Consider the following 23452-nt stretch of genomic DNA (forward strand, 5'->3'; position numbering starts at 1 on the left):
TTGGCTGCCATGCCCAGTCTCATTCTCTTCATGATTGCCGGCGCCGCGCTGTTCGCGTTCTGGAACTCCTCGCGCGCCGCTGCCGAACGTGCCGATATCCTCGGCCGCAATGCCTGCCGCGCCGCCGATGTGCAGTGGCTGGATCAGAGCGTGCACTCCACCAACATCCGCATCTGCAGAATGCCCAACGGATGGCTCGGCTTCGAGCGCACCTTCCGCTTCGAATATTCCTACGACGGAGCCGACCGCCACAGCGGCAAGCTGGTGCTGCGCGGCGACCAGCTGATCGCCTTTACCGCTCCGCAGGTCGCCACCGTGCGCGCGCTGCATCCGGAGCAGGAGCGGCTGGAATGATGCGCCGTGATCGCCGCGCGCATCCTTCCACGTAGCGACATCTGACACCGCGACGACGCGTCGGAAACCCGCTGCGCTGCAAGTGCCGGTCGGTCGCATTGTGCCAGCCAGCACGGCGTACGGAACGGTTCGGCCAATTGGCTGCGAGCTCACCGGCAATGGCTGGTATCCGTCTCCCCCCCTCAATCAGGGCAGCTCTACCTCGTCTCCCCGCGCAGATGCGGTCAATGCGTCCGCGCGCATGCGCACAGCCGATCGCACGCCCGGCACGCGTCGGCAGGCGAGATATGGCGTCGTTCTCGGTGCCGAAGAGGCACGCGGCAGCGGGCGTGTCGGTGTCGCTGCGCGCAACCAGACACGCCGCGCCTTCAATGACGCGCTAGATGACGTATTGGTCGGGGCAAACGCACGTGCCGGAGGCATCCGCTGCATCGTGCGCGATGTGACGGACGCGCTCCACCGGGACTGGAACGTGACCGTCGGCAAGCCTACTTGACCACGCGCAGATGCGGGCGCTTGCCGCCGCTGGGCGGCTCGTCCGGCGCCGGTGCGCTCGGCGGCGGTGTACCGGGATCCGGCGGCTCGCTGCTGGTGCCGGGGATGTCGTCCGGCAACGCCATGCCCTGCCCGGTTTCGCGTGCATACACTGCCAATACCGCAGCCATCGGCACCATGACGGGATAGCTGACGCCGCCAAAGCGCGCAGTGAAACTCACGCTGTCGTTGTCGACCTGCAGGCCGACGACGGCACGCTCGGCGATGTTCAACACGACCCGGCCGTCCTTGACGGCACTTGCCGGCACCTGCACGCCCGGCAGTCCTGCGTCCACCAGAACGTGCGGCGTCATGCCGTTGTCGTTGATCCATTCGACCAAGGCCCGCAATAGGTACGGGCGGTGGCTGGTCATGCGGGGGAAATCTTCGCTCATGGCGTCATTTTACCCGGACACGACCCGCAACGGCGGCGAGCGGATCGCAAGTCGGTCTGTTGGCATACAGCCGTCGCATCAGCCCGGCAGGTCGCGCAGCTTCTTTTCCTGCTCGGTGAGGCTGCGAATGAAACCGGGATTGCGGAAGATCCGGTTGCCATAGTCCTCGATGGCCTTGCCATCCTTGGGCAGGCCGATCTCCAACGCATCCAGTCGCCAGATGATCGGCGCCATCGCGCAATCGGCCAGACTCATTTCCGGATTGAGGAAGAACTTGCTGGCCTTGAACAGCGGCACCGACGCGGTCAGCAACTCCTTCAGACGCTTGCGGCCGGCCTCGGCCTGGGTCTTGTTACCGAGCTGGATCGCCTGCACCTGTGGCACCCAATCGTGTTCGATGCGCAGCATCGCCAGGCGCAGGCGCGCGCGCGACAACGGATCGACCGGCATCAGTGGCGGATGCGGATAACGCTCATCCAGGTACTCGCTGACCACCGAGGCCGCGTACAGCACCAGATCGCGCTCCACCAGGGTTGGCACCGAATGATAGGGATTGAGATCGATCAGATCTTCGGGAGGATTTTGCGGGTCGACCGGCACCAGGTCGTAGGTCACCCCTTTCGCCGCCAGGACCAGACGGACCCGGTGGCACAACACGTCGTCGTTGGACGAAAACAAAGTCAAGGTATTCCGCATACGCACACTCGTCGCCATTCAAGGCTCTCCGACGACCGGAATCCGCCGGCCGCATCGGCGCGGCCGGCCCAACGCCGACCGTCACCACGGTCTATCGAGTGTGCAATCACGTCACGCAAAAGCCAAGAGTGCTAGGGCGCATTGACACCTGGGCAGCAGGTGATGTTGCGGGTCAGTCAGGGATGGAGGGCGTGGCCTGACGGATCGACCCAGCGTCGGTGACGTGCGCGCCGCCCAGTGTCCACGGAGGCTGGCAGCTGGATGGGCATCGACGTCGGCGTGCCGTGCATCGATGCTGTTTGACCGGTACATGACGCGATCAGGACGTTCGATGTGGCAGCTGGCGTGTTGATGCGGGGCCGGGTCGGCTGCTGCGATGGCCGGTCGACGGCTCGGGCTGCAATTACTGCAGCAACAGCAAAATGTGCACGCACGAGGAGCGCGGACCCAGGTCTGATGAAAGGGCTGCGCGCGCTATCAAGCGCGACTTGGCGCGTTAGGCCTGCGCAATCGTGTGCTGTGTTCAACGGCGTGTGCCGCGCAGCATCTCGAAGGATGCTGGTGACCGATAGGCTGAGTGCGCTTGCTTGCGAGCGCCAGGCTCCACTTGCGCGCCGTACCCTCACCCTAACCCCTCTCCCGCCGGGAGAGGGGCTGCGTGGCTTTGCCGCCTGGCTTTGCTGCCTGGCTTTGCCGCCTGGCTTTGCTGCCTGGTCTTGCTGCCTGCTTACTACCGGATCAGTGCGCGTGCGGTCCGTTCAATGCACGTCCTTCCAGTATTCCTTCTTCAGCAGGTAGGCGATGAAGGTCAGCAGGGCCAGGAACAGGATCACCCACACGCCCATGCTCTGCCGCTTCAACGCGGCAGGTTCGCCCGCGTATTCGAGGAAATTGGCGATATCGCGCACGGTCTGGTCGAATTCCACTGGCGTCTGACGGCCAGGCTGCCCGAGCTTGAGCGCTTCGACCGGTTTGTCGCCGGTGGCCTTGTCGGCCGGGCCGAACTGCGCCTGTTGCAGACCTTGCAGCTCCCACAACGGATTGGGCATCGAGGCGTTGGGGAACAACTGGTTGTTCCAGCCCAGCGGGCGGGTCTGATCCAGATAGAACGACTTGAGATAGGTGTAGACCCAGTCGGTACCGCGCACGCGTGCAATCAAGGTCAGGTCCGGCGGCGCCTTGCCGAACCACTTGGTGGCCGCATCGTGCGGCATGGTGCCTTCGATGTGCTCGCCGATCTTGGCACCGGTGAAGTTGAGGTTGGTCATGACCTCCGCTTCGCTCAAGCCCAGATCGCTGGCCATGCGCGAATAACGTAGGTACTTCAACGAGTGGCAGCCGGAGCAGTAATTCATGAATAGCTGCGCACCGCGTTGCAGCGATGCGCGATCGCTCAAATCATTACCAGCTTGCTGCACCGCCCCACCTTCGGCCGCCACCGCACCGCCAGCAACCACCAGGCCGCAAAGCAAGGCGAACACGCGCGACCTCCATGACCTCACGTTGGAATTAGTCATGGGTGGTCACCCGCTCCGGTACCGGCTTGGTCTTGTCCAGCCGCGTCCACACCGGCATGGTGATGAAGAAGGCGAAATACAGGAAGGTCAGCACCCGCCCGACATAGGTCTCGTGCGCGTCGGTGCCGGGGCCGGAGCCGATCACGCCCAGCCACACGAAGCACACCACCAGCACGCCCAACGCCAGCTTGGAAATCCAGCCGCGATAGCGCACCGAGCGCACCTTCGCGCGGTCCAGCCACGGCACCAGGAACAGGATGGCGATCGCCGAGAACATCACCAGCACACCGCCCAGTTTGTTGGGCACCACGCGCAACATCGCGTAGTACGGCGTGTAGTACCACACCGGTTTGATGTGCTCCGGCGTCACCAGCCGGTTGGCCTCGGTGAAGTTGTCGTGTTCCAGGAACAGGCCGCCGAAGGCCGGCGCGAAGAAGATGATGAAGGCGGCGATGAGCAGCAGGAACCCGACCCCAACCAGATCCTTGACCGTGTAGTACGGATGGAACGGGATGCCATCGGCGGGCTTGTGCGCATCCCAGCGATTGCCCTTCGGTCCTTTCTTGATGTCCACGCCGTCGGGGTTGTTGGAACCCACTTCATGCAGCGCGCCGATATGCAGCACGATCAGCAGCAACAGCACCAGCGGCAGCGCGATCACGTGCAGCGCGAAGAAGCGGTTGAGCGTGGCATCGCCGGGCAGGTAATCGCCCATGATCCATTCGGTCAGCCCATTGCCGATGACTGGAATGGCACCGAACAGCGAGATGATGACCTTCGCGCCCCAGAACGACATCTGCCCCCATGGCAACACGTAGCCCATGAAGGCTTCGGCCATCAGCACCAGGTAGATCAGCATGCCCAGGATCCACACCAGCTCGCGCGGCTTCTGGTAGCTGCCGTACATCAGGCCGCGGAACATGTGCAGATACACCACGATGAAGAACAGCGAGGCGCCGGTGCTGTGCATGTAGCGGATCAGCCAGCCCCACTCCACGTCGCGCATGATGTATTCGATCGAGGCGAATGCATCGGCGGCGCTGGTCTTGTAGTGCATCGTCAGGAAGATGCCGGTGACGATCTGGTTGACCAGCACCACGATGGCCAGCGAGCCGAAGTAGTACCAGAGGTTGAAGTTCTTCGGCGCGTAGTACTCGCTGATGTGCTTGCGGTACATGGGCATGAGCCCGGGCGCGCGTTCGTTGACCCAATCGAACACGCCGTTGGCAGTACGGACCAGGATATTGCTCATCAGGCAGCCCCCGTGCTTTTCGCCGACGAACCGGCACCGTCCGGATCGACGCCGATCACCAGGGTGTTGTCGTCCACGTAATGGTGTGGGGGCACCAGCAGATTGATCGGTGCGGGCACGCCGTCGAAGACGCGGCCGGACATGTCGAAGCGCGACTTGTGGCAGGGGCAGAAGTAACCGCCCTTCCACTGCGGGTCGTAGGGCTCGGGGCGGATCTCGGCGACCATTTCCGGCGAGCAACCCAGGTGCGTGCACAGCCCCACCAGCACCGAGATGTCGGATTTGATCGAGCGGTATTCCGGATTTTTCAGCACGTACTCCGGCTGCTGGTCCTTGTTCTCGGACTTGGGGTCCTTGAGCCGGCCGTCCAGCGACGGCAATGCATCAAGCATCGCCTTGGAGCGTTTGACGATCCAGATGGGCTGACCGCGCCATTCCAGGACCAGCCGTTGCCCTTCCTGCAAGGCGCTGATGTCGGCGGTCACCGGTGCGCCGGCCAACTTGGCGCGTGCACTGGGGTTCCACGACTTCACGAACGGAACTGCGACAAATCCTGCTCCGACCGCACCGACCACGGCTGTTGTCGCGGTCAAAAACCGACGACGCCCGGTATCGGCAGGTGCGTTAACCCCATCGTTGGCCATCCGGCTCTCCGATCTTGATTAGGTAGCGTGAGGCTGCCAACGGCTGGCGGGGGGTCCAGCCGTGATGAATCGACCGCAGTGTAGCGGAACGCTTAATGCACAGACAATGCAATGTACGCAGTCGGAGCTGCGCGATGCAATGGCCGCTGCAGACGACCGCGGTGCGCCCTGTGCACTCCTTGCAGGACCACGGTGCATCGCAGCGCTGTCACACGTGCAAGCGGCCCACCGCGAACCCAGTGCGCCGCACTGTCACTGCATCACGACACGGGTGCGGCGCCGACCACACTGCGAACTGCGTCGCAGCATCGGCCGGCACGCGACAGCGTGCCATGCTGCATCGCAGGGTGAGCGTGCGAGGTGCGCGCTCAGTTGGCGCTTGCGTTCTGCCCGCGATAACGGCCGGCCAGCAGGCCGACGCGTTGGACGTAACGCTGGGTCTCGCTATAGGGCGGCACACCGCCGTAGCGATCCACCGCGCCTTCGCCAGCGTTGTAGCCGGCCGCCGCCAGGGTCAGATCGCCGTTGAAGCGCTTGAGCAACCACGACAGGTATTGCACACCGCCGCGAATATTTTGCGATGCATCATAAGCATCGCTGACACCGAAGCGACGTGCGGTGCCGGGCATCAGCTGCATCAGCCCCTGCGCTCCGGCGCGACTGAGTGCCAGCGGGTTGTAGGCTGACTCGGCATGGATGATGGCGCGCACGATCGCTTCTTCGACCCCGAATTCGCGCGCTGCCGAGGCGATCTCCTGCTGGTAGGCGGCCGTGTTGAGCCGGATCGCGCCGAAGTTGACGCCCGGCTTGGCGCCACAGGCGTAGCAGGTCTCGATGAAGCTGTAGTGGATGGTGCGCAGCCCTTCGATGCTGGCCACCTGGCGTGGGCGTGCGCTGGTGTAGTGGCGCACGCCGTCTTTCATATAGGAATAGACCTGCCCGCTGACCACCCGGCGCGGATTGACCGCTGCAGCCGGCGCGGGGACCGGCATGAGCGATGTCGCGCGCTCTGCCGGCGGACGCGGCACCGCAACCGCCGCGGTCTCGGCAGTGCGCCGTGGCGGCAGGGGGCTGATGATCGTGGCAGGCGCGCCGCTGTCGATGCTGTTGATGCTGGCAATTGGCCGCGCGGACCCGGCGGACACTCCCGGTGCCGCCAGCGATGACACCGGCGGCACGCGCCGCGCCGAACGATCCGGCGCGTAGCTGCTGATGACGTTGCACGTCGCCCCGCTCTGGCGCTTGCTCAGGTAGCTGGTGATGCCGTCGCTGCTGACGCACTTGTACAGCGTGCCGGCGCTGACCGGCGCGGCCGACAACGTGAAAAGCAACAGCCCCAACGTTCTTGACATCCCCTTCATGCGGCGGAGTGTCCCAGCTTGCCCCGGGCTTGCCAAGGGCGTCAGCGTTCAGGCCGATAACCGGTCCAGTCGCGTCTGCAATGCCTCCAGGGCAATGCGCAACGACGCGCCCACCTCAGCCGGCGCGATCGCCTCGAACGGCAAGTCGAGCAGCAGCAGGTTGGCTGCCAACGCAGGCAGGCTCGGCGCTCCCAGGCCGAGCCAGCAATGGCCCGCCCCGTCGGCTTCCAGCGCGCCCAGCCATGGCGGGATCTGCGCGGCCAGCGTTTCCAGCGATCCGGCCAGGCGGACTCGGACACGGCACGGGAACGGCGCCTCGCCGATGGCCTTGCGCAGCAGTTGCAGCGGCTCCTCCGGCAGCGCACGCGCGGCGAACCGGGCGCCGGTGGCGATGGCCTGGTCGATCCGGTCGGCGCGCGGGGTGCGCCAGTCCTGGCGCTCGCAGTCCCAGGCCAGCAGGTACCAGCGCCGGCCGTAGTTGACCAGCAGCGCCGGCTCGACGCAGCGCATGATGGCCGCACCGGAGTGGCGCCGATAGTGCAGCCGCAGCGTGGCACGGTCGCGGCACGCGCCGGCCAGGAGCGCCAGCATCGCCGCGTCCACCAGGGTGCCGGCCTCGGCCAGCGGCATGCTGGCCATGGCCGCGTGCGCGGCACTGGCACGCTGGCCGCTGCGCCGCGGCAGCAACGGGTCCAGTTTGGCCAATACCCGCGCGGCGGCGGTGTCCATCCCGGCGATGGCCGGCGCTGCCGCGCGCAGTGCGATCGCCACGGTCAACGCTTCTTCTTCCTCGAACAGGAGCGGCAAGGCGGCCGCTCCCTGCCCCAACGAATAGCCGCCGCCGCTGCCGGAAGTGGCATGCACCGGGTAACCCAGCTCGCGCAACCGCTCGATGTCGCGGCGCAGGCTGCGCGGGTGGACTTCCAGCCATTCGGCCAGGGCCGTGCCGGGCCAGTGCCGGCCACCTTGCAGCAGGGAGAGCAGTCGCAACAGACGGGCAGCGGTCGAAGCCATGACGTAACCGTATTGCGGACGGAAACTGTCCGCAATAGACCCTAAGATCTGCATACCAGCCATCACTGCCCAGCCACATTCCAGGAGCCCGCAATGTCCGACGCCCGCCATATCACCCTGTTCCACAATCCCCGTTCGCGCTCGCGCGGTGTGCTGGTGCTGCTGGAAGAGCTGGGCGCCAGCTACGATGTTCGCTTGGTCGATCTGGAACACGCCCAGCAGCGCTCGCCGGAGTTCCTGGCGATCAACCCGATGGGCAAGATCCCGACCATTGTCCATGGGGGCAGCGTCGTCACCGAACAGGGCGCCATCTACCAGTACCTGGCAGAGATGTATCCGGAAGCCGGGCTGTCGCCGGCGCCAGGCGACGCCGACCGTGGCGCCTACCTGCGCTGGCTGGCGTTCTACGGCTCGGCCTTCGAGCCGGCGATCATGGATCTTGCGCTCAAGCGCGAGGCGCCACCGCGCTCGCTCTCGCCCTATGCCGACGCCGATACCGTGCTGGCGGTGGTCCATGCGCAGCTGGCGCAGGGCGATTACCTGCTGGGTGCGCGCTGTAGCGCGGCCGATGTGCTGTGGGGCGGCGCACTGGGCTGGATGGTGGAATTCGGCCTGATCGACCCGCCGGCACCGACCCGTGCCTACATCGCCCGGATGGCCGCACGGCCGGCGGTGGCCCGCGCTGCAGCGGTCGACGGCCGGCCCGGTGCGGACGCTGCCTGCCCAAGCGGGTAAACTGCGCGGCTCACTTCAACCCGCCTGGATTAAGCGCCATGCCCGGGACATCCGTTTCCGATCTGCCCGCGGCCACCGCCGTGGACGCCCCTGCCCTGCTGCCGTTGCCGGTCGCCCGCCCGGCGACGCCTGCCGTGGTGCGCGGCAAGCTGTACATCAAGACCCACGGTTGCCAGATGAACGAGTACGACTCGGCCAAGATGGCCGACGTGCTCGCCGCCGCCGAAGGCCTGGAGTTGACCGACAACCCCGAAGAAGCCGACGTGGTGCTGGTCAACACCTGCTCCATCCGCGAGAAGGCGCAGGAGAAGGTGTTCAGCCAGTTGGGGCGCTGGCGGCTGCTCAAGGAAAGCCGCGCCAAGGCCGGCGGTACGCCGGTGATCATCGGCGTGGGTGGGTGCGTGGCGTCGCAGGAAGGCGATGGCATCGTCAAGCGTGCGCCATACGTGGACCTGGTGTTCGGGCCGCAGACGCTGCACCGGCTGCCGGAGCTGATCCGTGCACGGCGCGCGTCCGGCAAGTCGCAGGTGGATATCAGCTTCCCGGAGATCGAAAAGTTCGACCGCCTGCCCGAACCGCGCGCCGAGGGCCCGTCGGCGTTCGTGTCGATCATGGAGGGCTGCTCCAAGTATTGCTCGTTCTGCGTGGTGCCTTACACACGTGGCGAGGAAGTCAGCCGGCCGTTCGAGGACGTGCTGGTGGAAGTGGCGCAGCTGGCGGCGCAAGGCGTGCGCGAGATCAACCTGCTTGGCCAGAACGTCAATGCCTACCGCGGCGCCTACGGTGCCGACGCCGGCGACGCGGCGCAGTACGCCGACCTGGGGCTGTTGATTCGCACCATTGCGCAGATCGAGGGCATTGGCCGGATCCGCTTCACCACCTCGCACCCGCTGGAATTTTCCGATTCGCTGGTGGATGCCTATCGCGATGTGCCGCAGCTGGCCAACTACCTGCATCTGCCGGTGCAGGCAGGCAGCGACCGCATCCTGTCGGCGATGAAGCGCGGTTACACCGCGCTGGAATTCAAATCCAAGATCCGCAAGCTGCGGGCGGTGCGTCCGGATATCTCGATCAGCTCGGACTTCATTGTCGGCTTCCCCGGCGAGACCGAAGCGGATTTCGAAAAGACCATGAAGTTGATCGAAGACGTGGGCTTCGATCAAAGCTTTTCGTTCGTGTATTCGCGTCGGCCGGGCACGCCGGCCTCGGACCTGCAGGACGATACGCCCGAAGCGGTCAAGCAGGCGCGCCTGGCCCGCTTGCAGGCGCACATCAACACGCATGCGGCGAGCATTTCGCAGTCCATGGTCGGCAGCGTGCAACGCGTGCTGGTGGAAGGCCCGTCGCGTCGCGACCCGAACGAGCTGACCGGCAAGAGCGAAAACATGCGCCCGGTGAATTTCCCCGGCCATCCGCGGCTGATCGGGCAGTTTGTCGATGTCCTGATCACCGAGGCGATGAGCAATTCGTTGCGCGGCCGCCTTCATCTGAAAGACGACGAGGCTTGATCCGATTCCGGCAGCGCAGTCGTCGTTGCCGGTCGCAGCATCGACCGCAGCAGTGCGTCTGTCGAGCGAGCTGACGCGCATTTCGGCGCGCGCAGTAACCTGCATCAGCCATCGATCGCGAGGCTGGTGATCGGCAGCGGCGCACGCCGTTTGCATGCGCGTGCCCCGGCACAGCGTTCTCAGCGGGATCACGCATTGCGTGCACGCCATCTGCGTGCCCGGCGCCGTGCGCGCGTGGCTGGCTGCTCCGCGTGCCGTGGCTGCAGCCTTCGGCCGCTGGTCAAAATTTCACCACACATCCGAGGCGCCTTGCTGCACAAGGTGCCGCCGCACTTACCCACAGGCTTTGCCGAATTCGATCCACATCGTTTGTGGACAACCGTCCGCGCACTGGCGATTTTTTCGCCACTCACCTACCAGGCCTTGTGCCAGCAGGGCTGCCGCACTCTATCCACAGGTTAGTGATGCGTGACTCCACAGCGATTGTGGAGAACATCCCCGCCCGCAGGCCGCCACGCTGCGCCGTCCGGTTTGTTGGTGGGATCACATGCCGCGCGCTACCCTCGTCTGCCGCCCTACCGACGCCGCCTGCGCGCGCTGTCCGATCCGACCATGAACTCACCTGCCTACCGCGACTTCACCCTGGAACCCGACGACACCGAGCGCCTGGCCAATCTTGCCGGCCCCTTCGACGCGCATCTGCGCCAGATCGAACTCAAGCTGGGCGTTGAGATCGCCAACCGCGGCAATATCTTCCGCATCACCGGCCCGGAGCCGGCAATCGCCGCCGCGCAGTCGCTGCTGACCGCGCTGTATGACGAAGCGGCCTCGGTCACCTTCGACAACCACGCCATCCACCTGCGCTTGAACGATGCCAATGTCGGGCAGGTGGCCGAACGCGCTTACCAGCCCCAGGATGTGGCCATCAAGGTCAAACGCGGCACCGTGCGTGGCCGCGGCGCCAACCAGGCCAAATACCTGCATGCGATCGCCACCCACGACATCAACTTCGGCATCGGCCCGGCCGGTACCGGCAAGACCTTTCTTGCCGTGGCCAGCGCGGTGGAAGCCTTGAACGAGTCGCGCGTGCAGCGCCTGATTCTGGTGCGCCCCGCGGTGGAAGCCGGCGAGAAGCTGGGCTTCCTGCCCGGCGACCTCAGCCAGAAGGTGGACCCGTACCTGCGGCCGCTGTACGACGCGCTCTACGAAATGCTTGGCGTGGAAAAAGTGGTCAAGCTGCTGGAGAAGAACGTCATCGAGATCGCGCCGCTGGCCTACATGCGCGGCCGCACGCTCAACGATGCCTACGTGATCCTGGACGAGGCACAGAACACCACCATCGAGCAGATGAAGATGTTCCTGACCCGCCTGGGTTTTGGTTCTACTGCCGTGGTCACCGGCGACCTGACCCAGATCGACCTGCCCAAGCACGTCAAATCCGGCCTGCGTGATGCCATCGAGGTGCTGCGCGACGTGGAAGGTGCCAGCTTCACCTTCTTCGAAGCGCGCGACGTGGTACGTCACCCGTTGGTGCAACGCATCGTCACTGCCTACGACAAGCGCGATCAGCAGGAAAGCGCTGCCAAGGGCAATCCCCAGTGAGCAGGACAATTGCCGGCCTGATGCTGGCAATTGCAATTGCAATGGCGACGCCGGCATCAGTCAACGCCAGCCAGACGCCGCTACCGCCAGAGATCGTCGACCGCGATGTCATTCCGGCCGTCCAGGTGACGCCTCCTTGTATTTCCCTGGCTACCGAAGCTGTCAGCATCAGTGTTCCCACCGCAACGCTGCAGGCGATGGTGCCCGGGTATCCCTCGGCACGCTGGTTGCTCGATTTGCCTGGAACCGTCAACGATGCACGCGGTTGCGAAAGTTCACCGGTCGCGCATGCGCACCGTGCCAGCCAGTTGCTGATCGGCAAGTTGCTGGAAGACGGCATTGCGGCGGTCTGGTTGCACGATCAGCCCGGGTTCGTTTCAAGCGTGCGGGTGCGCGATTACAATCACGGTTGCGGGCGCGGCCCGCTTGGCAGCTCAAGCTACCGCGTGCCCAATGGGCCCACGGTGCTCCTGCTGATCACCTGCACTCGTTGATCTCTTTGCCCAGGAAGCGCTCGCCATGACCCGTGGACCCGTCCGCCTCGACGTCGCCGTCAGTTATGCGTTGCCACGCGCCGGCCTGCCCTCGGCGGTGAGTTTTCGCAAGTGGGTGGCTGCTGCGCTGAAGGGCCGCATCCGCGAGGCCGATCTGGCGGTGCGCGTGGTCGACGAGAAGGAAGGCTGCTCGCTCAATCATCACTACCGCGGCAAGGACTACGCCACCAATGTACTGAGCTTTCCGGCCGAGCTGCCCGAGGGCCTGCCCAAGGGCATCAAGATGCCCCTGTTGGGCGATCTAGTGATCTGCGCGCCGGTGGTGGCGCGCGAGGCCGCCGAACAGGGCAAGTCGCTGGCTGCACACTATGCGCACCTGACCGTGCACGGCACCCTGCACCTGCTGGGCTGGGACCACGAAGACGAGAAGGAGGCCGATGCGATGGAACAGCTGGAGCGCGAAATCCTGGCCGATCTGGGCATCGGCGATCCCTACGCGGGGGAGCGTTGATGCGCGCTGCCATCGTCATCGCGGGGCTGTTGCTGAGTCCGGTGACGGGCTGGGCGCAGGCCGCCCCGGTGCGTCCCGACCTGCCGGCATTGATCGAGTGCCGCCAGCGCATCGGCGATTTCAACGCGCTGGCGCCGGTGCTGGCCGACCCGCTCAAGGCGGTGGCGCTGGGCTGGACGCCGCTGGATCAGTCCAACTTGTTCATGACCGAGTACACCCTCAACACGCCGATCCGCGTGTTTGGCCACAGCACGAACCACATCGCCTTTTCCGGCGCCAGCATCATGGCGATCCTGGACCTGCCCGATCCGCGCCCGCTGGCCAGGCAGCTGCAGCTGGAACTGGGCGTGGATAACGCCGAGAAGGTCATGTACGGCCGCGAGCTGGTCAGCGAGGACACCACCAACCCCAAGACCGGCGAGGCGATGATCGAATCGGTGGTGCTGAGCGCGACCAACGTCAAATCGCACCCCGGCAAGACCGTGGTCGGCTGCGGATACAGCCTGGACCTGCCCTGAAACCTGGCCCCTGCCCGCGCATCCACAGCGTGTTAGCGGCTTCCTGCTAGACTGATCGCTAATGCCTGGTTTGCCGGGTGCCCTTCCCCGTCACGATGTCCGAAGACGACAGTAGCTACACCTCAGAACCCTCCGAAAAACGCCGCAGCTGGCTCGAACGCCTGAGCGCGGCCTTCTCCGGTGAGCCCCACACCCGCGACGAACTGGTCGCGCTGCTGCGCACCGCCGAGCAGGACGGTCTCATCGCCGCAGACACCTTGCGCATGATGGAAGGCGCGATCTCCGTGTCCGAGCTCACCGTGGGCGATGTGATGATCTCGCGCTCGCAGATGGTTTCGCTGCCGGTAGAAGCGCGCTTCATCGACCTGATGAAGCAGGTGGTCGAATCCGGCCATTCGCGCTTCCCGGTCCACGGCGAGAACAAAGACGAAGTACTCGGCATCCTGCTGGCAAAGGACCTGTTGCGCGGCGTGGTTGCCGACAACGGGCCCGGCAACGTGCGCGAACTGCTGCGCCCGGCGGTGCTGATCCCCGAGTCCAAGAAGCTCAACGTGCTGCTCAAGGAATTCCGCCTCTCGCGCAACCACATGGCGATCGTGGTGGACGAGTACGGCGGCGTTGCCGGCCTGGTCACCATCGAAGACGTGCTGGAGCAGATCGTCGGCCAGATCGACGACGAGCACGACGACGCCGAGGAAGAGAATTCGCTGATCGCGATCCAGGCCGATGGCCGCTACGTGGTCGATGCGCTGACGCCGATCGAGGACTTCAACGAGCGCTTCGGCGCCGAATTCCCGGACGACGAATACGACACCGTCGGCGGGCTGGTCACCGATGCGATCGGCCATCTGCCCGAGACCGGCGAAGAGCTGACCCTGGGTCGGTTTGCGTTCCGTGTGGCCAAGGCCGATGCGCGCCGCGTGCATGCCTTCCACGTCACCATTCTCCCGCCCGACCCGCAGGACGACGCTTGAACCCGACCACCTGCAGCACCGCCACTGCGCCGCCGCGCCGTGGCGCCCGGCAATGGCTGGCTGCCTGCGCGTTGTTGCTGTTGATGTCGCTGCTGGCGCCGTTTGCATTCGCCCAGAACGCACAGCCGCCGGCGCCGCGGGTGGGCGTGGTCACCATGCAGCCCGGCGAAGTGTTCTTCGAACGGTTCGGGCACGACGCCATCGTGGTGGTGGACCCGCTCACCCAGCAGGCGACCTCCTACAACTTCGGCTTCTTCGACCCCAGCGAGCCGGACTTCGTACCGCGCTTTGCGCGCGGCGAAATGATGTACTACCTGGTGGCGTTGCCGCTGGAAGAAGACCTGTCGCAGTACCGCAGCGTCGGCCGTGGCGTCAGCATCCAGTGGCTGGATCTGCCGCCCGCACAGGCACGCGCCCTGGCCGACGGACTGGCTGTCCGCAGCCGGCCGGAAAACGCGCGGTATCACTACGACTACTTCGAAGCCAATTGCGCCACCATGGTGCGCGATGCACTGGATCGTGCCATGGGCGGCACGCTCAAGTCGCAACTGGCCGGCCGCTCGCGCGGCAACACCTACCGCAGCGAAGCGGTACGCCTGGCCTCCCCTGCGCCGTGGATGTGGCTGGGCTTCGACCTCGGCCTTGGGCCATATGCCGATCGTCCGCTGTCGCGTTGGGAAGAAGCGTTCGTGCCGATGCGTCTGGCCGACAGCCTGACCCAGGTGCACAACAGCGCCGGCCGGCCGTTGGTGCAATCCACCCAGGTACTGCTGCCGCACCGCGTGGCCCCCGAGCCTGCCGAACGGCAGCGGCATTGGTGGCCGTGGCTGCTGGCCGGCGTGCTGGTGGCCGCCGGCGTGCTGGCGTTGCGCCGCCGGCAACGTCTGCTGGCCGGGCTGGCACTGCCGTTGTGGTTGCTGTGCGCCATCGGCGGCGGCCTGCTGGTGTATCTGTGGGGCTTCACCGCGCATCAATCCGCGTGGGCCAACCGCAACCTGCTACTGGTCAATCCGCTATGCGTGTTGCTGTGGTTTGGCGGCATCCGGCTGCAGCTGGGCCGTCGGCCGGGCCGCTGGTTCAACGTGCTGGCATGGCTGGTGGCCGCCGGCGCATTGGTGGCGTTGGTGATCCACTGGCTCTCCTTCCAGGCCCAGGACAACCTGCAGTGGGTGATGCTGCTGTTGCCCATCCACGCTGCGCTCGCGGTCGCCCTGCGCCGGCGTGATTTGCCCGTCCACACGCGCTGATCCAGGATGCGCCCATGAACACCCACGGCCGTCATCCAGACAATCCGTCCTGCGTCATCACCTGCGCCTATTACGACGGTGACGGCACACGCCACGACATCAGCCTGGAGCAGATCAGCGATGTGCTGCAGCGCCCCGACGGCTGTGTGTGGGTCGGGCTGTACGAACCGCAGGAATCGGTGCTGCACAAGTTGCAGGACGAGTTCGGCCTGCACGATCTGGCGATCGAGGACGCGCTCAAGGCGCATCAGCGCCCCAAGGCGGAGAGCTACGGCAACTCGTTGTTCGTGGTGGTCAACACCGCACAGCTGGTCAACGAACGCATCCGTTACGGCGAAACGCATGCGTTTCTGGGCGCACGCTTTCTGTTGACGGTACGCCACGGCGCATCGTTGTCGTATGCGCCGGTGCGGCACCGGGTCGAACGCGAACCGGCGATGCTGCGCATGGGCGCTTCGTTCTGCCTGTATGGCGTGCTGGATTTCGTGGTCGACAACTACCTGCCGATCATGGACGAGTTTCGCGACACGCTGGAAGGCCTGGAAAAGGACATCTTCGCCGACAACTACAAGCGCGAAACCGTGGTGCGCCTGTATGAGCTCAAGCGCGAGCTCAACAAGATGCGCCTGGTGGTGGCGCCGCTGCAGGATGTGCTCTCGCACCTCAAGCGCAACCCCGGCGGGCTGATTCACGACGAGGTCGGCATCTATCTCCGCGACGTGCTCGATCATGCGGTGCGCATCAACGATGCCATCGACACCTTGCGTGAAATGCTGGGCACCGCGCTGAGCGTCAACCTGTCGATGGTGACCCTGGCCCAGGGCGAAACCGTCAAGCGCCTGGGCGCCTGGGCCGCGCTGCTGGCCGCCCCCACCCTGATCACCAGCTGGTACGGCATGAACTTCACCCACATGCCCGAGCTCGACAAACCCTACGCCTACCCGCTGCTGGTGGGCGGCGTGGTTGCTTCGTGCCTGGTGTTGTATCGCCTGTTCAAGCGCGCTCGGTGGCTTTAGAGCCGCGTAGCGGCTTGGGATTGGGGAGTCGGGATTGGGGAGTCGCTAGAGCGGGTTTGCTGCTTGCTGATCCAGCTTGAGCGATGGTTGTGTTTCAATTGCTGTTGCGCTGATCGTTTCACCCAGACTGCTCAAGCTCTGCCGGTGCCCCTCATCCGCCCTTCGGGCACCTTCTCCCGGCGGGAGAAGGAAGCACCCTGGCCTTTGCGAATCCCAAATCCCGATTCCCGAATCCCGGCTTTCAAGCTACATAAATCGTCTTGATGTTCATGAACTCGTGAATGCCGTGATCGGCCAGCTCGCGGCCGAAGCCTGAGCGCTTGATGCCGCCGAACGGCAGGCGCACGTCGCTCTTGACCACCGAGTTGACGAAGGCCGCGCCGCACTGCAGCTGCTGGGCGACGCGTTCGCCGCGCTTGGCGTCTGCCGTCCACACGCTGCCGCCCAGCCCGAAGGTGGTGTCGTTGGCGACGCGCACCGCCTCTGCCTCGTCGGCCACCCGAATGATCGAAGCGACCGGGCCGAAGAATTCTTCGTTGTAGGCCGGCATGCCGGGCGCCACATTGTCCAGGATGGTCGCCGGGTAGCCCGCATGCGAGTCGGCCACCGGTTCGCCGCCCAGCAGGACGGTGGCGCCCTTGGCGACGCTGGCCTGCACCTGCTTGTGCAGTTCCTCGCGCAGATCGGCGCGTGCCATCGGCGCCAATGTGGTGCTTTCCTGTTGCGGGTCGCCAACCACGCGCTTGGACGTCGCAGCGACGAAGCGCTCGATGAACCGGTCGGCAATCGCGTCCACCACGATGAAGCGCTTGGCGGCGATACAGGTCTGCCCGCTGTTGTCGAAGCGCGACTGCACTGCCGATTGCACCGCGTGCTCCAACTCGGCGTCTTCCAGCACCACGAACGCATCGCTGCCGCCCAACTCCATCACGCATTTCTTCAGCTGGTCGCCCGCATTCGCGGCCAGGGAACGCCCGGCGCGTTCGCTACCGGTCAGCGTCACTGCGGCGATGCGGTCGTCGCGCAGCACGTCGGCGGCCTGGTCGTTGTCGATGTGCAGCACATCGAACACGCCCGGCGGGATGCCTGCGGCGTCCAGCACCTCCTTCATGGCATCGGCGCAGCGCGGCACATTGCTGGCGTGCTTGAGCAGTGCCACGTTGCCGGCCATCAGGCCCGGCGCCAGAAACCGAAACACCTGCCACAGCGGGAAATTCCACGGCATTACCGCGAAGACGCAGCCCAGCGGTTCGTAGCGCACATAGCTCGATTGCGCTTCGGTAGGAATATTGCGCGGCGCCAGATACTCGGCTGCGTGTTCGGCGTAATAGGCGCAGCCCTGCGCGCACTTGTCGATCTCGGCCAGCGCCTCGACGCGCAGCTTGCCCATTTCGGCGGTCATGATGCGTTGCAGGTCCTCGCGTCGCCTGGTCAGCTCTTCGCCAACGCGGCGCAGCAAGGCACCCCGCTCGGCCAGCGGCAGCGCGGCCCATGCCGGAAACGCCCTGGCGGAGGCGGCCAGACGCGCTTCAATGCCGGCGGCGTCCAGGGTCTGCTGGGTGTGCTCGACCTGGCCGGTGGCCGGGTTCACGGTGTCGTAGGACATGACGGTCTCCAGTAGCAAGGCCGCCATGCTAATCGCCGGAAAGTTGTAGCCGCGTCACAACCGCTGCAAACCACTGCAACGCTGTGTTTACCTGCGCTGCGACGCAACGCCGCATCTTCACCGCACAAAGCGCGTTGTCATGGGCCTGGAGTCATACGGCACAACACCGTCACGAGTAGCCCTGCCCTCACACAATGTTCCGCCGCGCGACGTGCTTTAGCATGCGGCAATCGGCAGATGCATTCATCCAGGGAGGATCACCATGATGCGCCGCAATCACATTTTTATGGCTGTACTTGCCACAAGCGTGTGCCTGCCTGGATGTGCGGTCATGCAGGATTTTTTGCGTGGCCCGCGGCCCGACCAGGCCGGGTTTGTCACTGTGAACTGCACCAGCCTGCAGCCCGATCCCGCGCAACCCTGCGAGGAAGAGGCGCTGCGTGCCTGCGCGGACACTGCCATCCGCCAACTCATCACCACGTTTTCGTCGCCGAATATGGTCATGATCTTTCCCGACAAGCGAAAGTCCAAGGACGACGAAAAGAACAACCGCAGGGACAGCGCGGACGAACAACCTAGGGTCGAGCAACACGGCTACAACATCAGGGCCGAGTACCAGTGCTACCTGACCAAGCCAGAGCCCTGGGACAATGGTTACACGCCAGCAGCCAGGTGATATGAAGTGCTACGCTCAGTCCCCAGCAGGCGCATTAAGCGGTCTGAGTAGGCAAGCAGCCTTCGCACACGTCGGGGGCTCCAGCGTTTGCGTCTAACTGGCGGACGTTCGCTGCGGTTCATTGGCCACCTCAGCGCTGGTGCTCTCAGGCAAGAGTTTGCTGCGCCAATTGCTGATCGCGCAGGCGTCGCTTTTCGCTGCGTGCCAGCAGCCACCAACCGATCACTGCAGCGACCGATACCGCCAGCACCATCAGTGTGGCCAGTGCGTTGATCTTTGGGCTGATGCCCAACCGCACTGACGCAAATACCTTGATCGGCAGCGTGGTGGAGCTGGGCCCGGCCAGAAAACTGGCGATCACCACATCGTCCAGCGACAGCGTAAAGGCCAGCAGCCAGCCCGATGCCAAGGCCGGGGCGATGAGCGGCAGGGTGATCAGGAAGAACACCTTCAGCGGCGTTGCGCCGAGATCCATCGCCGCTTCTTCCAGCGACCGATCCAGCTCCTGCAGGCGGGACGAAATCACCACCGTCACGAACGACACGGTGAAGGTGACATGCGCCACCCAGATGGCCACTTCGCCACGCGGTGCGATGCCGAGCACGCCACCCATCGAGACCAACAGCAGCAGGATCGACAAGCCGATGATCACCTCGGGCATCACCAGTGGCGCAGTGATCAATGCGCCGAACACGGTCTTGCCGGGAAAGCGGCGCATGCGCACCATCGCCATCGCCGCCATCGTGCCAAGCACCATGGCGGCACCGGCGGTCCAGAACGCCACCTCCAGGCTCACCCAGGCCGCTTCCAGCAGTTGTCGGTCGCGCAGCAACTCGCCATACCAGCGTGTCGAAAATCCGCCCCACACCGTGGCAAGGCGCGAGGCGTTGAACGAGTACACCATCAGCAACAGGATCGGCAGGTACAAGAAGCCAAACCCCAGCGCGAGGACGGCGCCACCGAGCAGGCGCCCGCTGCGGGAGGCGGGCATCATGTCAGCCGTCCTTCCAGCTCGCGCTGCTGGTAGCGGTGAAAGATCACGATCGGCACCAGCAGCAACACCAGCATGACGGTGGCCACGGCGGCGGCCACCGGCCAGTCGCGGTTGTTGAAGAACTCGCCCCACAGCACGCGGCCGATCATCAAGGTGTTCGGCCCGCCGAGCATTTCCGGGATCACGAACTCGCCCACCGCTGGAATCATCACCAGCATGCAACCGGCCACGATGCCGTTGCGCGAGAGCGGCAAGGTGATGCGCACAAACGCGCGCCACGGGCGCGCGCCAAGATCGTAGGCCGCTTCCAGCAGGCGGCTGTCGTGCTTGACCAGGTTGGCATACAGCGGCAACACCATGAACGGCAGATAGCAGTACACGATGCCGATGTAGGCGGCGATCGGCGTGTAAAGCAGTTGCAGTGGCTGCTTGATCACGCCCAGCGCCAGCAGTGCCCGATTGAGCAGGCCGTTGCCATCGAGGATGCCGATCCAGGCGTACACGCGGATCAGGAACGAGGTCCACGACGGCAACACCACCAGCATCATTGCCACGTTGCGCGTGGCCAACGGCAGGCGCGCGATGACATACGCCATCGGGTAACCGATCAACAACGCGAGCGCGGTGGAAATGACCGCGATCTTGATCGAACTCAGGTACGCGGCCACGTACTGGCTGTCGCGCACCAATGCAAGGTAGTTGCCCAGATGCAGCTTGACGCTCACTGCCCCATCGGCTGCGTAGGCGAATAGCGGCGTATACGGCGGCATGGTGGTGGCACGCTCGGCGAAGGAAATCTTCAGCACGATCAGGAACGGGATCGCGAAGAACACCAGCAGCCACAGATACGGCGCGGCGATCACGCCCCAGCGCGCGCCTGGCAAGCGGCGACGGAACAGACGCGACCTCATGCGGTGAGCACCACGCCGTCGTCCTCGCCCCAGCCCACCCACACGGTGTCGCCCCAGGTCAGCGCCTCGCTGGCCCAGCGCTGGCGATTGGCGAAGTTGGCCATCAGCTTGACCCCGCTGGGCAGGCGCACGTGGTAGACCGAATGGCTGCCGAAATAGGCGATGTCTTCGATCACCCCCTGCGCCTTGTTGCAGGCCTGCGCCGGCTCGTCCTTGCCGATGGCGAGCTTTTCCGGGCGCAGCGCGAAGGCCACCACTTGGCCTTCGAAGCCGGTGATGCCGTGGCCGATGCGGATGCAGGCGGGGAAGGCCGGCGTCTGCAAGCTGACGTACTGCGGCTGGTCTTCGACGATGACTGCGTCGAGCAGATTGACCGAACCGATGAACTCGGCGGCGAAGCGATTGGCTGGTTGTTCGTAGATTTCATCGGGCGTGCCGACCTGCTGAATCCAGCCCTGGTCCATCAACGCGATGCGCGTGGCCATGGTCATCGCTTCCTCCTGGTCGTGGGTCACCATGACGCAGGTGACGCCGGAGGTTTCGATGATGTTGACCAGTTCCAGCTGCATCTGCGAGCGCAGCTTTTTGTCCAGCGCGCCCATCGGTTCGTCCAGCAGCAGCAGCTTGGGCCGTTTGGCCAGCGAGCGTGCCAGCGCCACCCGCTGCTGCTGACCACCGGAGAGCTGATGCGGCTTGCGCCTGGCCAGCGCGCCCAGTTGCACCAGCTCCAGCATCTCGCCGACGCGGGCGGCGATGGCCGCCTTCGACAGCCCTTCCTGCTTCAGCCCGAAGGCGATGTTCTGCTCCACGCTCATGTGCGGAAACAACGCATACGACTGGAACATCATGTTGATGGGCCGCTCGTACGGCGGCAGCGCATCGATGGGCTGGCCATCGAGCGTGATGTGCCCCTTGGTCGGCCGCTCGAATCCGGCCAGGCAACGCAGCAAGGTGGACTTGCCGCTGCCCGACCCGCCCAGCAGCGCGAAGATTTCACCCTTGCGGATCTGCAGGCTGACATCGTCCACCGCCACGAATCCATCGAACTCCTTGCGGACCTGGCTGATGGACAGGTAGCCGGCATCTGCGCTGCTGGTAATGGGCGGCAAGGCCTCGGTCAGTGACATGGTTCCTCTCGCTGGGGGGACGCGCAGGCGCCGTGTGCGGAGCCTGGGCGCCATGATGGCAAAAGCATGTGTCCACCGCCGTGCGCGCGGTCCGGGACGCGGCGTGCAGCATCAACGGTGGGGCAGCCCATAACCACGAAGGCGGCCGACACGGACTCATGCATTCACCGCCGCGCGTGGGACGAGCGTGGCCAGGGGCAATGGCGGCACTGCCTGCGACCTGCGGCAGGCAATGCTGCCCTGGCTGCGGCGGCCGCAGGGCGACCGCCCTGCCGGTCAGCGCGTTTCCGGCGGTGCCCCGCTCCAGCCCAGGCCCAGGCTCTTCTGCAGCGCGACGTAGTTGACCAGCAACTGCACCTGCGCCTGCGCGGCGGCGTCCTGCGCCGACAGCTGCTGGCGCTGCACGTCCAGCAGATCGATCGACGAGGTAGCCCCGGCATCGCGACGTTGCTGCATCAGCCCGGCCGAGCGCGTGGCCGAGGCCTCGGCCTGCCGCGCGACCACCAGCTGCTTGCGTGCCGAACCGAAGCGCGCCAACGCCGAATTTGCATCCTGCAACGCAGCCAGCACCGCACCTTCATACGCCGCCTCGCGCCCGGCATTGCCCGCGCGTGCCTGCTCCACCTGCGCGCGGGTCTTGCCGAAATCGAAGATCGACCAGCGCAGCATCGGCACCGCCAGGGTGGTCAACGCGTCGGAATTGAAATCGCTCGGCGAGCCGGCCACCCAGCTCAGGCCACCCAGCAAGGTCACCTGCGGGAAGTAGCCGTTCAAGGCTTCGCCGATCTGCGCGCTGGACGCGGCCAGCTCGCGCTCGGCCTTGCGTACGTCCGGGCGGCGGCGGATCAATGCCCCCGCATCGTCCACGCGCACTTCGCTGGGCAGCATCGGCAGCGGCTGCGGCGCGCGCAACTGCGCATCCAGTGCGCCGGGTTCGCGCCCGACCATCAGCGCCAACTGGTCCAGCGCTTCCTGCGATTGCATCTCCAGCGGCAGGCGCTGCGCCTCCTGTTGCTGCACCTGGGTGGCGATCTGCTCGACCTGCAGGTCGGAGGCGGCGCCCTGGTCACGGCGCTGCTGCACCAGTTGCAGCGACTGCCGGATCTTGTCCAGATTGGCATCGGCAATGGCCAGCCGCGCCTGCAAGCCGCGGTAGTTGAGATAGACCTGCCCTACTTCGGCGGCCAACTGCACCTGCGCATCGGCCAGCTCGGCTTCGGAGGCCTGCGCCTGGGCCAGTGCGCCTTCGGCGGCGCGGCGGCGGCGGCCGAAGAGATCCAGCTCCCAGCTGGCATCGAAACCGGCACTGTAGATCTGGGTCTTTTCCAGATCCAGCGCCTGATCGCCCTGTCCCGGCTGCCCAGGCTGGCCTTGCTGCAGCCCGCCCAGCGTGTCGACGATGGTCTGCGGCGGCTCGGCATACGCGTACACGGCGCTGGCGTTGAGCTTGGGCAGGCGTTCGGCGCGGCGCTGGCGCGCCAGCGCGCGGTTGGCGCGCAACCTGGCCTGCGCCGCGCGCAGGTTGGGGCTGTCGGCCAGCGCCTGGGTCACCAACTGGGTCAGCTGCGGGTCGTTCAATTGCTCCCACCAGTGGTTCAGCGGCGCGGCGGCAACCACCTGCGCGCCACTGGCGCGATGCAGCGCGGGCGCCTGCATGGCGGCATCGGCCACGGCCGGTGCCTTGGTGTAGTTGGGGCCGAGCATGCAGCCGCCGAGCAGCACGGCACTCAGCGCCGCAGCCAGTGGGAGGCGCATCGCGCGCAGGG

General features: G+C 65.5%; 23 protein-coding genes. 11 read left to right on the forward strand and 12 right to left on the reverse strand.

The features are described 5' to 3' along the window. Positions 1-9: 9 nt before the first annotated feature. Entirely contained in the window at positions 10-354 is a 345-nt protein-coding gene (locus OZ10_RS03870) for a DUF3301 domain-containing protein (RefSeq protein WP_039563991.1), read from the forward strand. A 488-nt stretch (positions 355-842) separates the two neighbouring features. On the opposite strand, the gene OZ10_RS03875 is transcribed toward OZ10_RS03870, so the two are convergent. The 7 genes from OZ10_RS03875 to OZ10_RS03905 all read right to left on the reverse strand — a co-directional run bounded on the left by OZ10_RS03875 (position 843) and on the right by OZ10_RS03905 (position 7767). Continuing rightward, positions 843-1283, reverse strand: a complete 441-nt coding sequence (locus OZ10_RS03875; RefSeq protein ID WP_039407814.1) for a ClpXP protease specificity-enhancing factor — start codon at positions 1281-1283, stop codon at positions 843-845. 78 nt (positions 1284-1361) lie between these two features. Next, complete coding sequence (locus tag OZ10_RS03880) at positions 1362-1997, reverse strand: glutathione S-transferase N-terminal domain-containing protein (RefSeq protein ID WP_039407816.1); 636 nt, start codon at positions 1995-1997, stop codon at positions 1362-1364. 740 nt (positions 1998-2737) lie between these two features. Then, complete coding sequence (locus tag OZ10_RS03885; RefSeq protein ID WP_039407818.1) at positions 2738-3496, reverse strand: cytochrome c1; 759 nt, start codon at positions 3494-3496, stop codon at positions 2738-2740. Next, a complete protein-coding gene (locus OZ10_RS03890; RefSeq protein WP_039407820.1) occupies positions 3489-4748 on the reverse strand; it encodes a cytochrome b in 1260 nt (419 codons plus the stop codon). Before OZ10_RS03890 ends, OZ10_RS03885 begins: the two co-directional genes overlap by 8 nt. Continuing rightward, positions 4748-5392: a ubiquinol-cytochrome c reductase iron-sulfur subunit gene (petA, locus tag OZ10_RS03895; protein WP_039407822.1), complete on the reverse strand. Its 645-nt coding sequence runs from the start codon at positions 5390-5392 to the stop codon at positions 4748-4750. The genes OZ10_RS03890 and petA overlap by 1 nt, the downstream gene beginning before the upstream one ends. A 368-nt stretch (positions 5393-5760) precedes the next feature. Beyond that, the gene (locus tag OZ10_RS03900; protein ID WP_039407824.1) at positions 5761-6753 is read right to left on the reverse strand and encodes a lytic transglycosylase domain-containing protein; all 993 of its coding nucleotides are present in this window, start codon (positions 6751-6753) and stop codon (positions 5761-5763) included. A 48-nt stretch (positions 6754-6801) separates the two neighbouring features. Next, entirely contained in the window at positions 6802-7767 is a 966-nt protein-coding gene (locus tag OZ10_RS03905; protein WP_039407826.1) for a helix-turn-helix transcriptional regulator, read from the reverse strand. Positions 7768-7860: 93 nt separating this feature from the next. Here OZ10_RS03905 and OZ10_RS03910 point away from each other — a divergent pair, with 93 nt between their 5' ends. The 9 genes from OZ10_RS03910 (at position 7861) to OZ10_RS03950 (ending at position 16372) form a co-directional block, all read left to right on the forward strand. Then, entirely contained in the window at positions 7861-8502 is a 642-nt protein-coding gene (locus OZ10_RS03910) for a glutathione S-transferase family protein (RefSeq protein WP_039407828.1), read from the forward strand. 38 nt (positions 8503-8540) lie between these two features. Further along, positions 8541-10010, forward strand: a complete 1470-nt coding sequence (gene miaB, locus OZ10_RS03915; RefSeq protein ID WP_039407830.1) for a tRNA (N6-isopentenyl adenosine(37)-C2)-methylthiotransferase MiaB — start codon at positions 8541-8543, stop codon at positions 10008-10010. Positions 10011-10622: 612 nt separating this feature from the next. Beyond that, positions 10623-11612, forward strand: coding sequence for a PhoH family protein (locus OZ10_RS03920; RefSeq protein ID WP_039407887.1), 990 nt, complete (start codon positions 10623-10625; stop codon positions 11610-11612). Next, complete coding sequence (locus tag OZ10_RS03925) at positions 11609-12106, forward strand: hypothetical protein (protein WP_039407832.1); 498 nt, start codon at positions 11609-11611, stop codon at positions 12104-12106. The genes OZ10_RS03920 and OZ10_RS03925 overlap by 4 nt, the downstream gene beginning before the upstream one ends. 25 nt (positions 12107-12131) lie before the next feature. Next, on the forward strand, positions 12132-12617 hold the full coding sequence (gene ybeY, locus OZ10_RS03930; protein ID WP_039407834.1) for an rRNA maturation RNase YbeY: 486 nt from the start codon (positions 12132-12134) through the stop codon (positions 12615-12617). After that, positions 12617-13135: a hypothetical protein gene (locus tag OZ10_RS03935; RefSeq protein WP_039407836.1), complete on the forward strand. Its 519-nt coding sequence runs from the start codon at positions 12617-12619 to the stop codon at positions 13133-13135. Before ybeY ends, OZ10_RS03935 begins: the two co-directional genes overlap by 1 nt. 95 nt (positions 13136-13230) lie before the next feature. Continuing rightward, a complete protein-coding gene (locus tag OZ10_RS03940; RefSeq protein WP_039407839.1) occupies positions 13231-14109 on the forward strand; it encodes a CorC family transporter in 879 nt (292 codons plus the stop codon). Beyond that, complete coding sequence (locus OZ10_RS03945) at positions 14106-15356, forward strand: lipoprotein N-acyltransferase Lnb domain-containing protein (RefSeq protein WP_039407841.1); 1251 nt, start codon at positions 14106-14108, stop codon at positions 15354-15356. Before OZ10_RS03940 ends, OZ10_RS03945 begins: the two co-directional genes overlap by 4 nt. 14 nt (positions 15357-15370) lie before the next feature. Beyond that, a complete protein-coding gene (locus tag OZ10_RS03950) occupies positions 15371-16372 on the forward strand; it encodes a magnesium and cobalt transport protein CorA (protein ID WP_039407843.1) in 1002 nt (333 codons plus the stop codon). A 241-nt stretch (positions 16373-16613) separates the two neighbouring features. Here OZ10_RS03950 and OZ10_RS03955 read toward each other — a convergent pair whose 3' ends face one another. Continuing rightward, positions 16614-18005: an NAD-dependent succinate-semialdehyde dehydrogenase gene (locus tag OZ10_RS03955; RefSeq protein ID WP_425511544.1), complete on the reverse strand. Its 1392-nt coding sequence runs from the start codon at positions 18003-18005 to the stop codon at positions 16614-16616. Positions 18006-18240: 235 nt separating this feature from the next. On the opposite strand from OZ10_RS03955, the gene OZ10_RS03960 reads away from it, so the two are divergent. Further along, on the forward strand, positions 18241-18654 hold the full coding sequence (locus OZ10_RS03960; RefSeq protein ID WP_228890899.1) for a hypothetical protein: 414 nt from the start codon (positions 18241-18243) through the stop codon (positions 18652-18654). Positions 18655-18799: 145 nt separating this feature from the next. On the opposite strand, the gene OZ10_RS03965 is transcribed toward OZ10_RS03960, so the two are convergent. From OZ10_RS03965 to OZ10_RS03980, 4 genes are all read right to left on the reverse strand, one after another. Continuing rightward, positions 18800-19648: an ABC transporter permease subunit gene (locus OZ10_RS03965; protein ID WP_039407846.1), complete on the reverse strand. Its 849-nt coding sequence runs from the start codon at positions 19646-19648 to the stop codon at positions 18800-18802. Next, positions 19645-20559, reverse strand: a complete 915-nt coding sequence (locus tag OZ10_RS03970) for an ABC transporter permease subunit (RefSeq protein WP_039407848.1) — start codon at positions 20557-20559, stop codon at positions 19645-19647. Before OZ10_RS03970 ends, OZ10_RS03965 begins: the two co-directional genes overlap by 4 nt. After that, complete coding sequence (locus OZ10_RS03975; protein WP_039407850.1) at positions 20556-21686, reverse strand: ABC transporter ATP-binding protein; 1131 nt, start codon at positions 21684-21686, stop codon at positions 20556-20558. The genes OZ10_RS03970 and OZ10_RS03975 overlap by 4 nt, the downstream gene beginning before the upstream one ends. Before the next feature lie 276 nt (positions 21687-21962). Further along, complete coding sequence (locus OZ10_RS03980; RefSeq protein WP_039564005.1) at positions 21963-23450, reverse strand: efflux transporter outer membrane subunit; 1488 nt, start codon at positions 23448-23450, stop codon at positions 21963-21965. Between the last annotated feature and the right edge of the window lie 2 nt (positions 23451-23452).

Source organism: Xanthomonas cannabis pv. cannabis (genome assembly GCF_000802365.1).
In the GTDB taxonomy this organism is placed as follows: Bacteria; Pseudomonadota; Gammaproteobacteria; order Xanthomonadales; family Xanthomonadaceae; genus Xanthomonas; species Xanthomonas cannabis.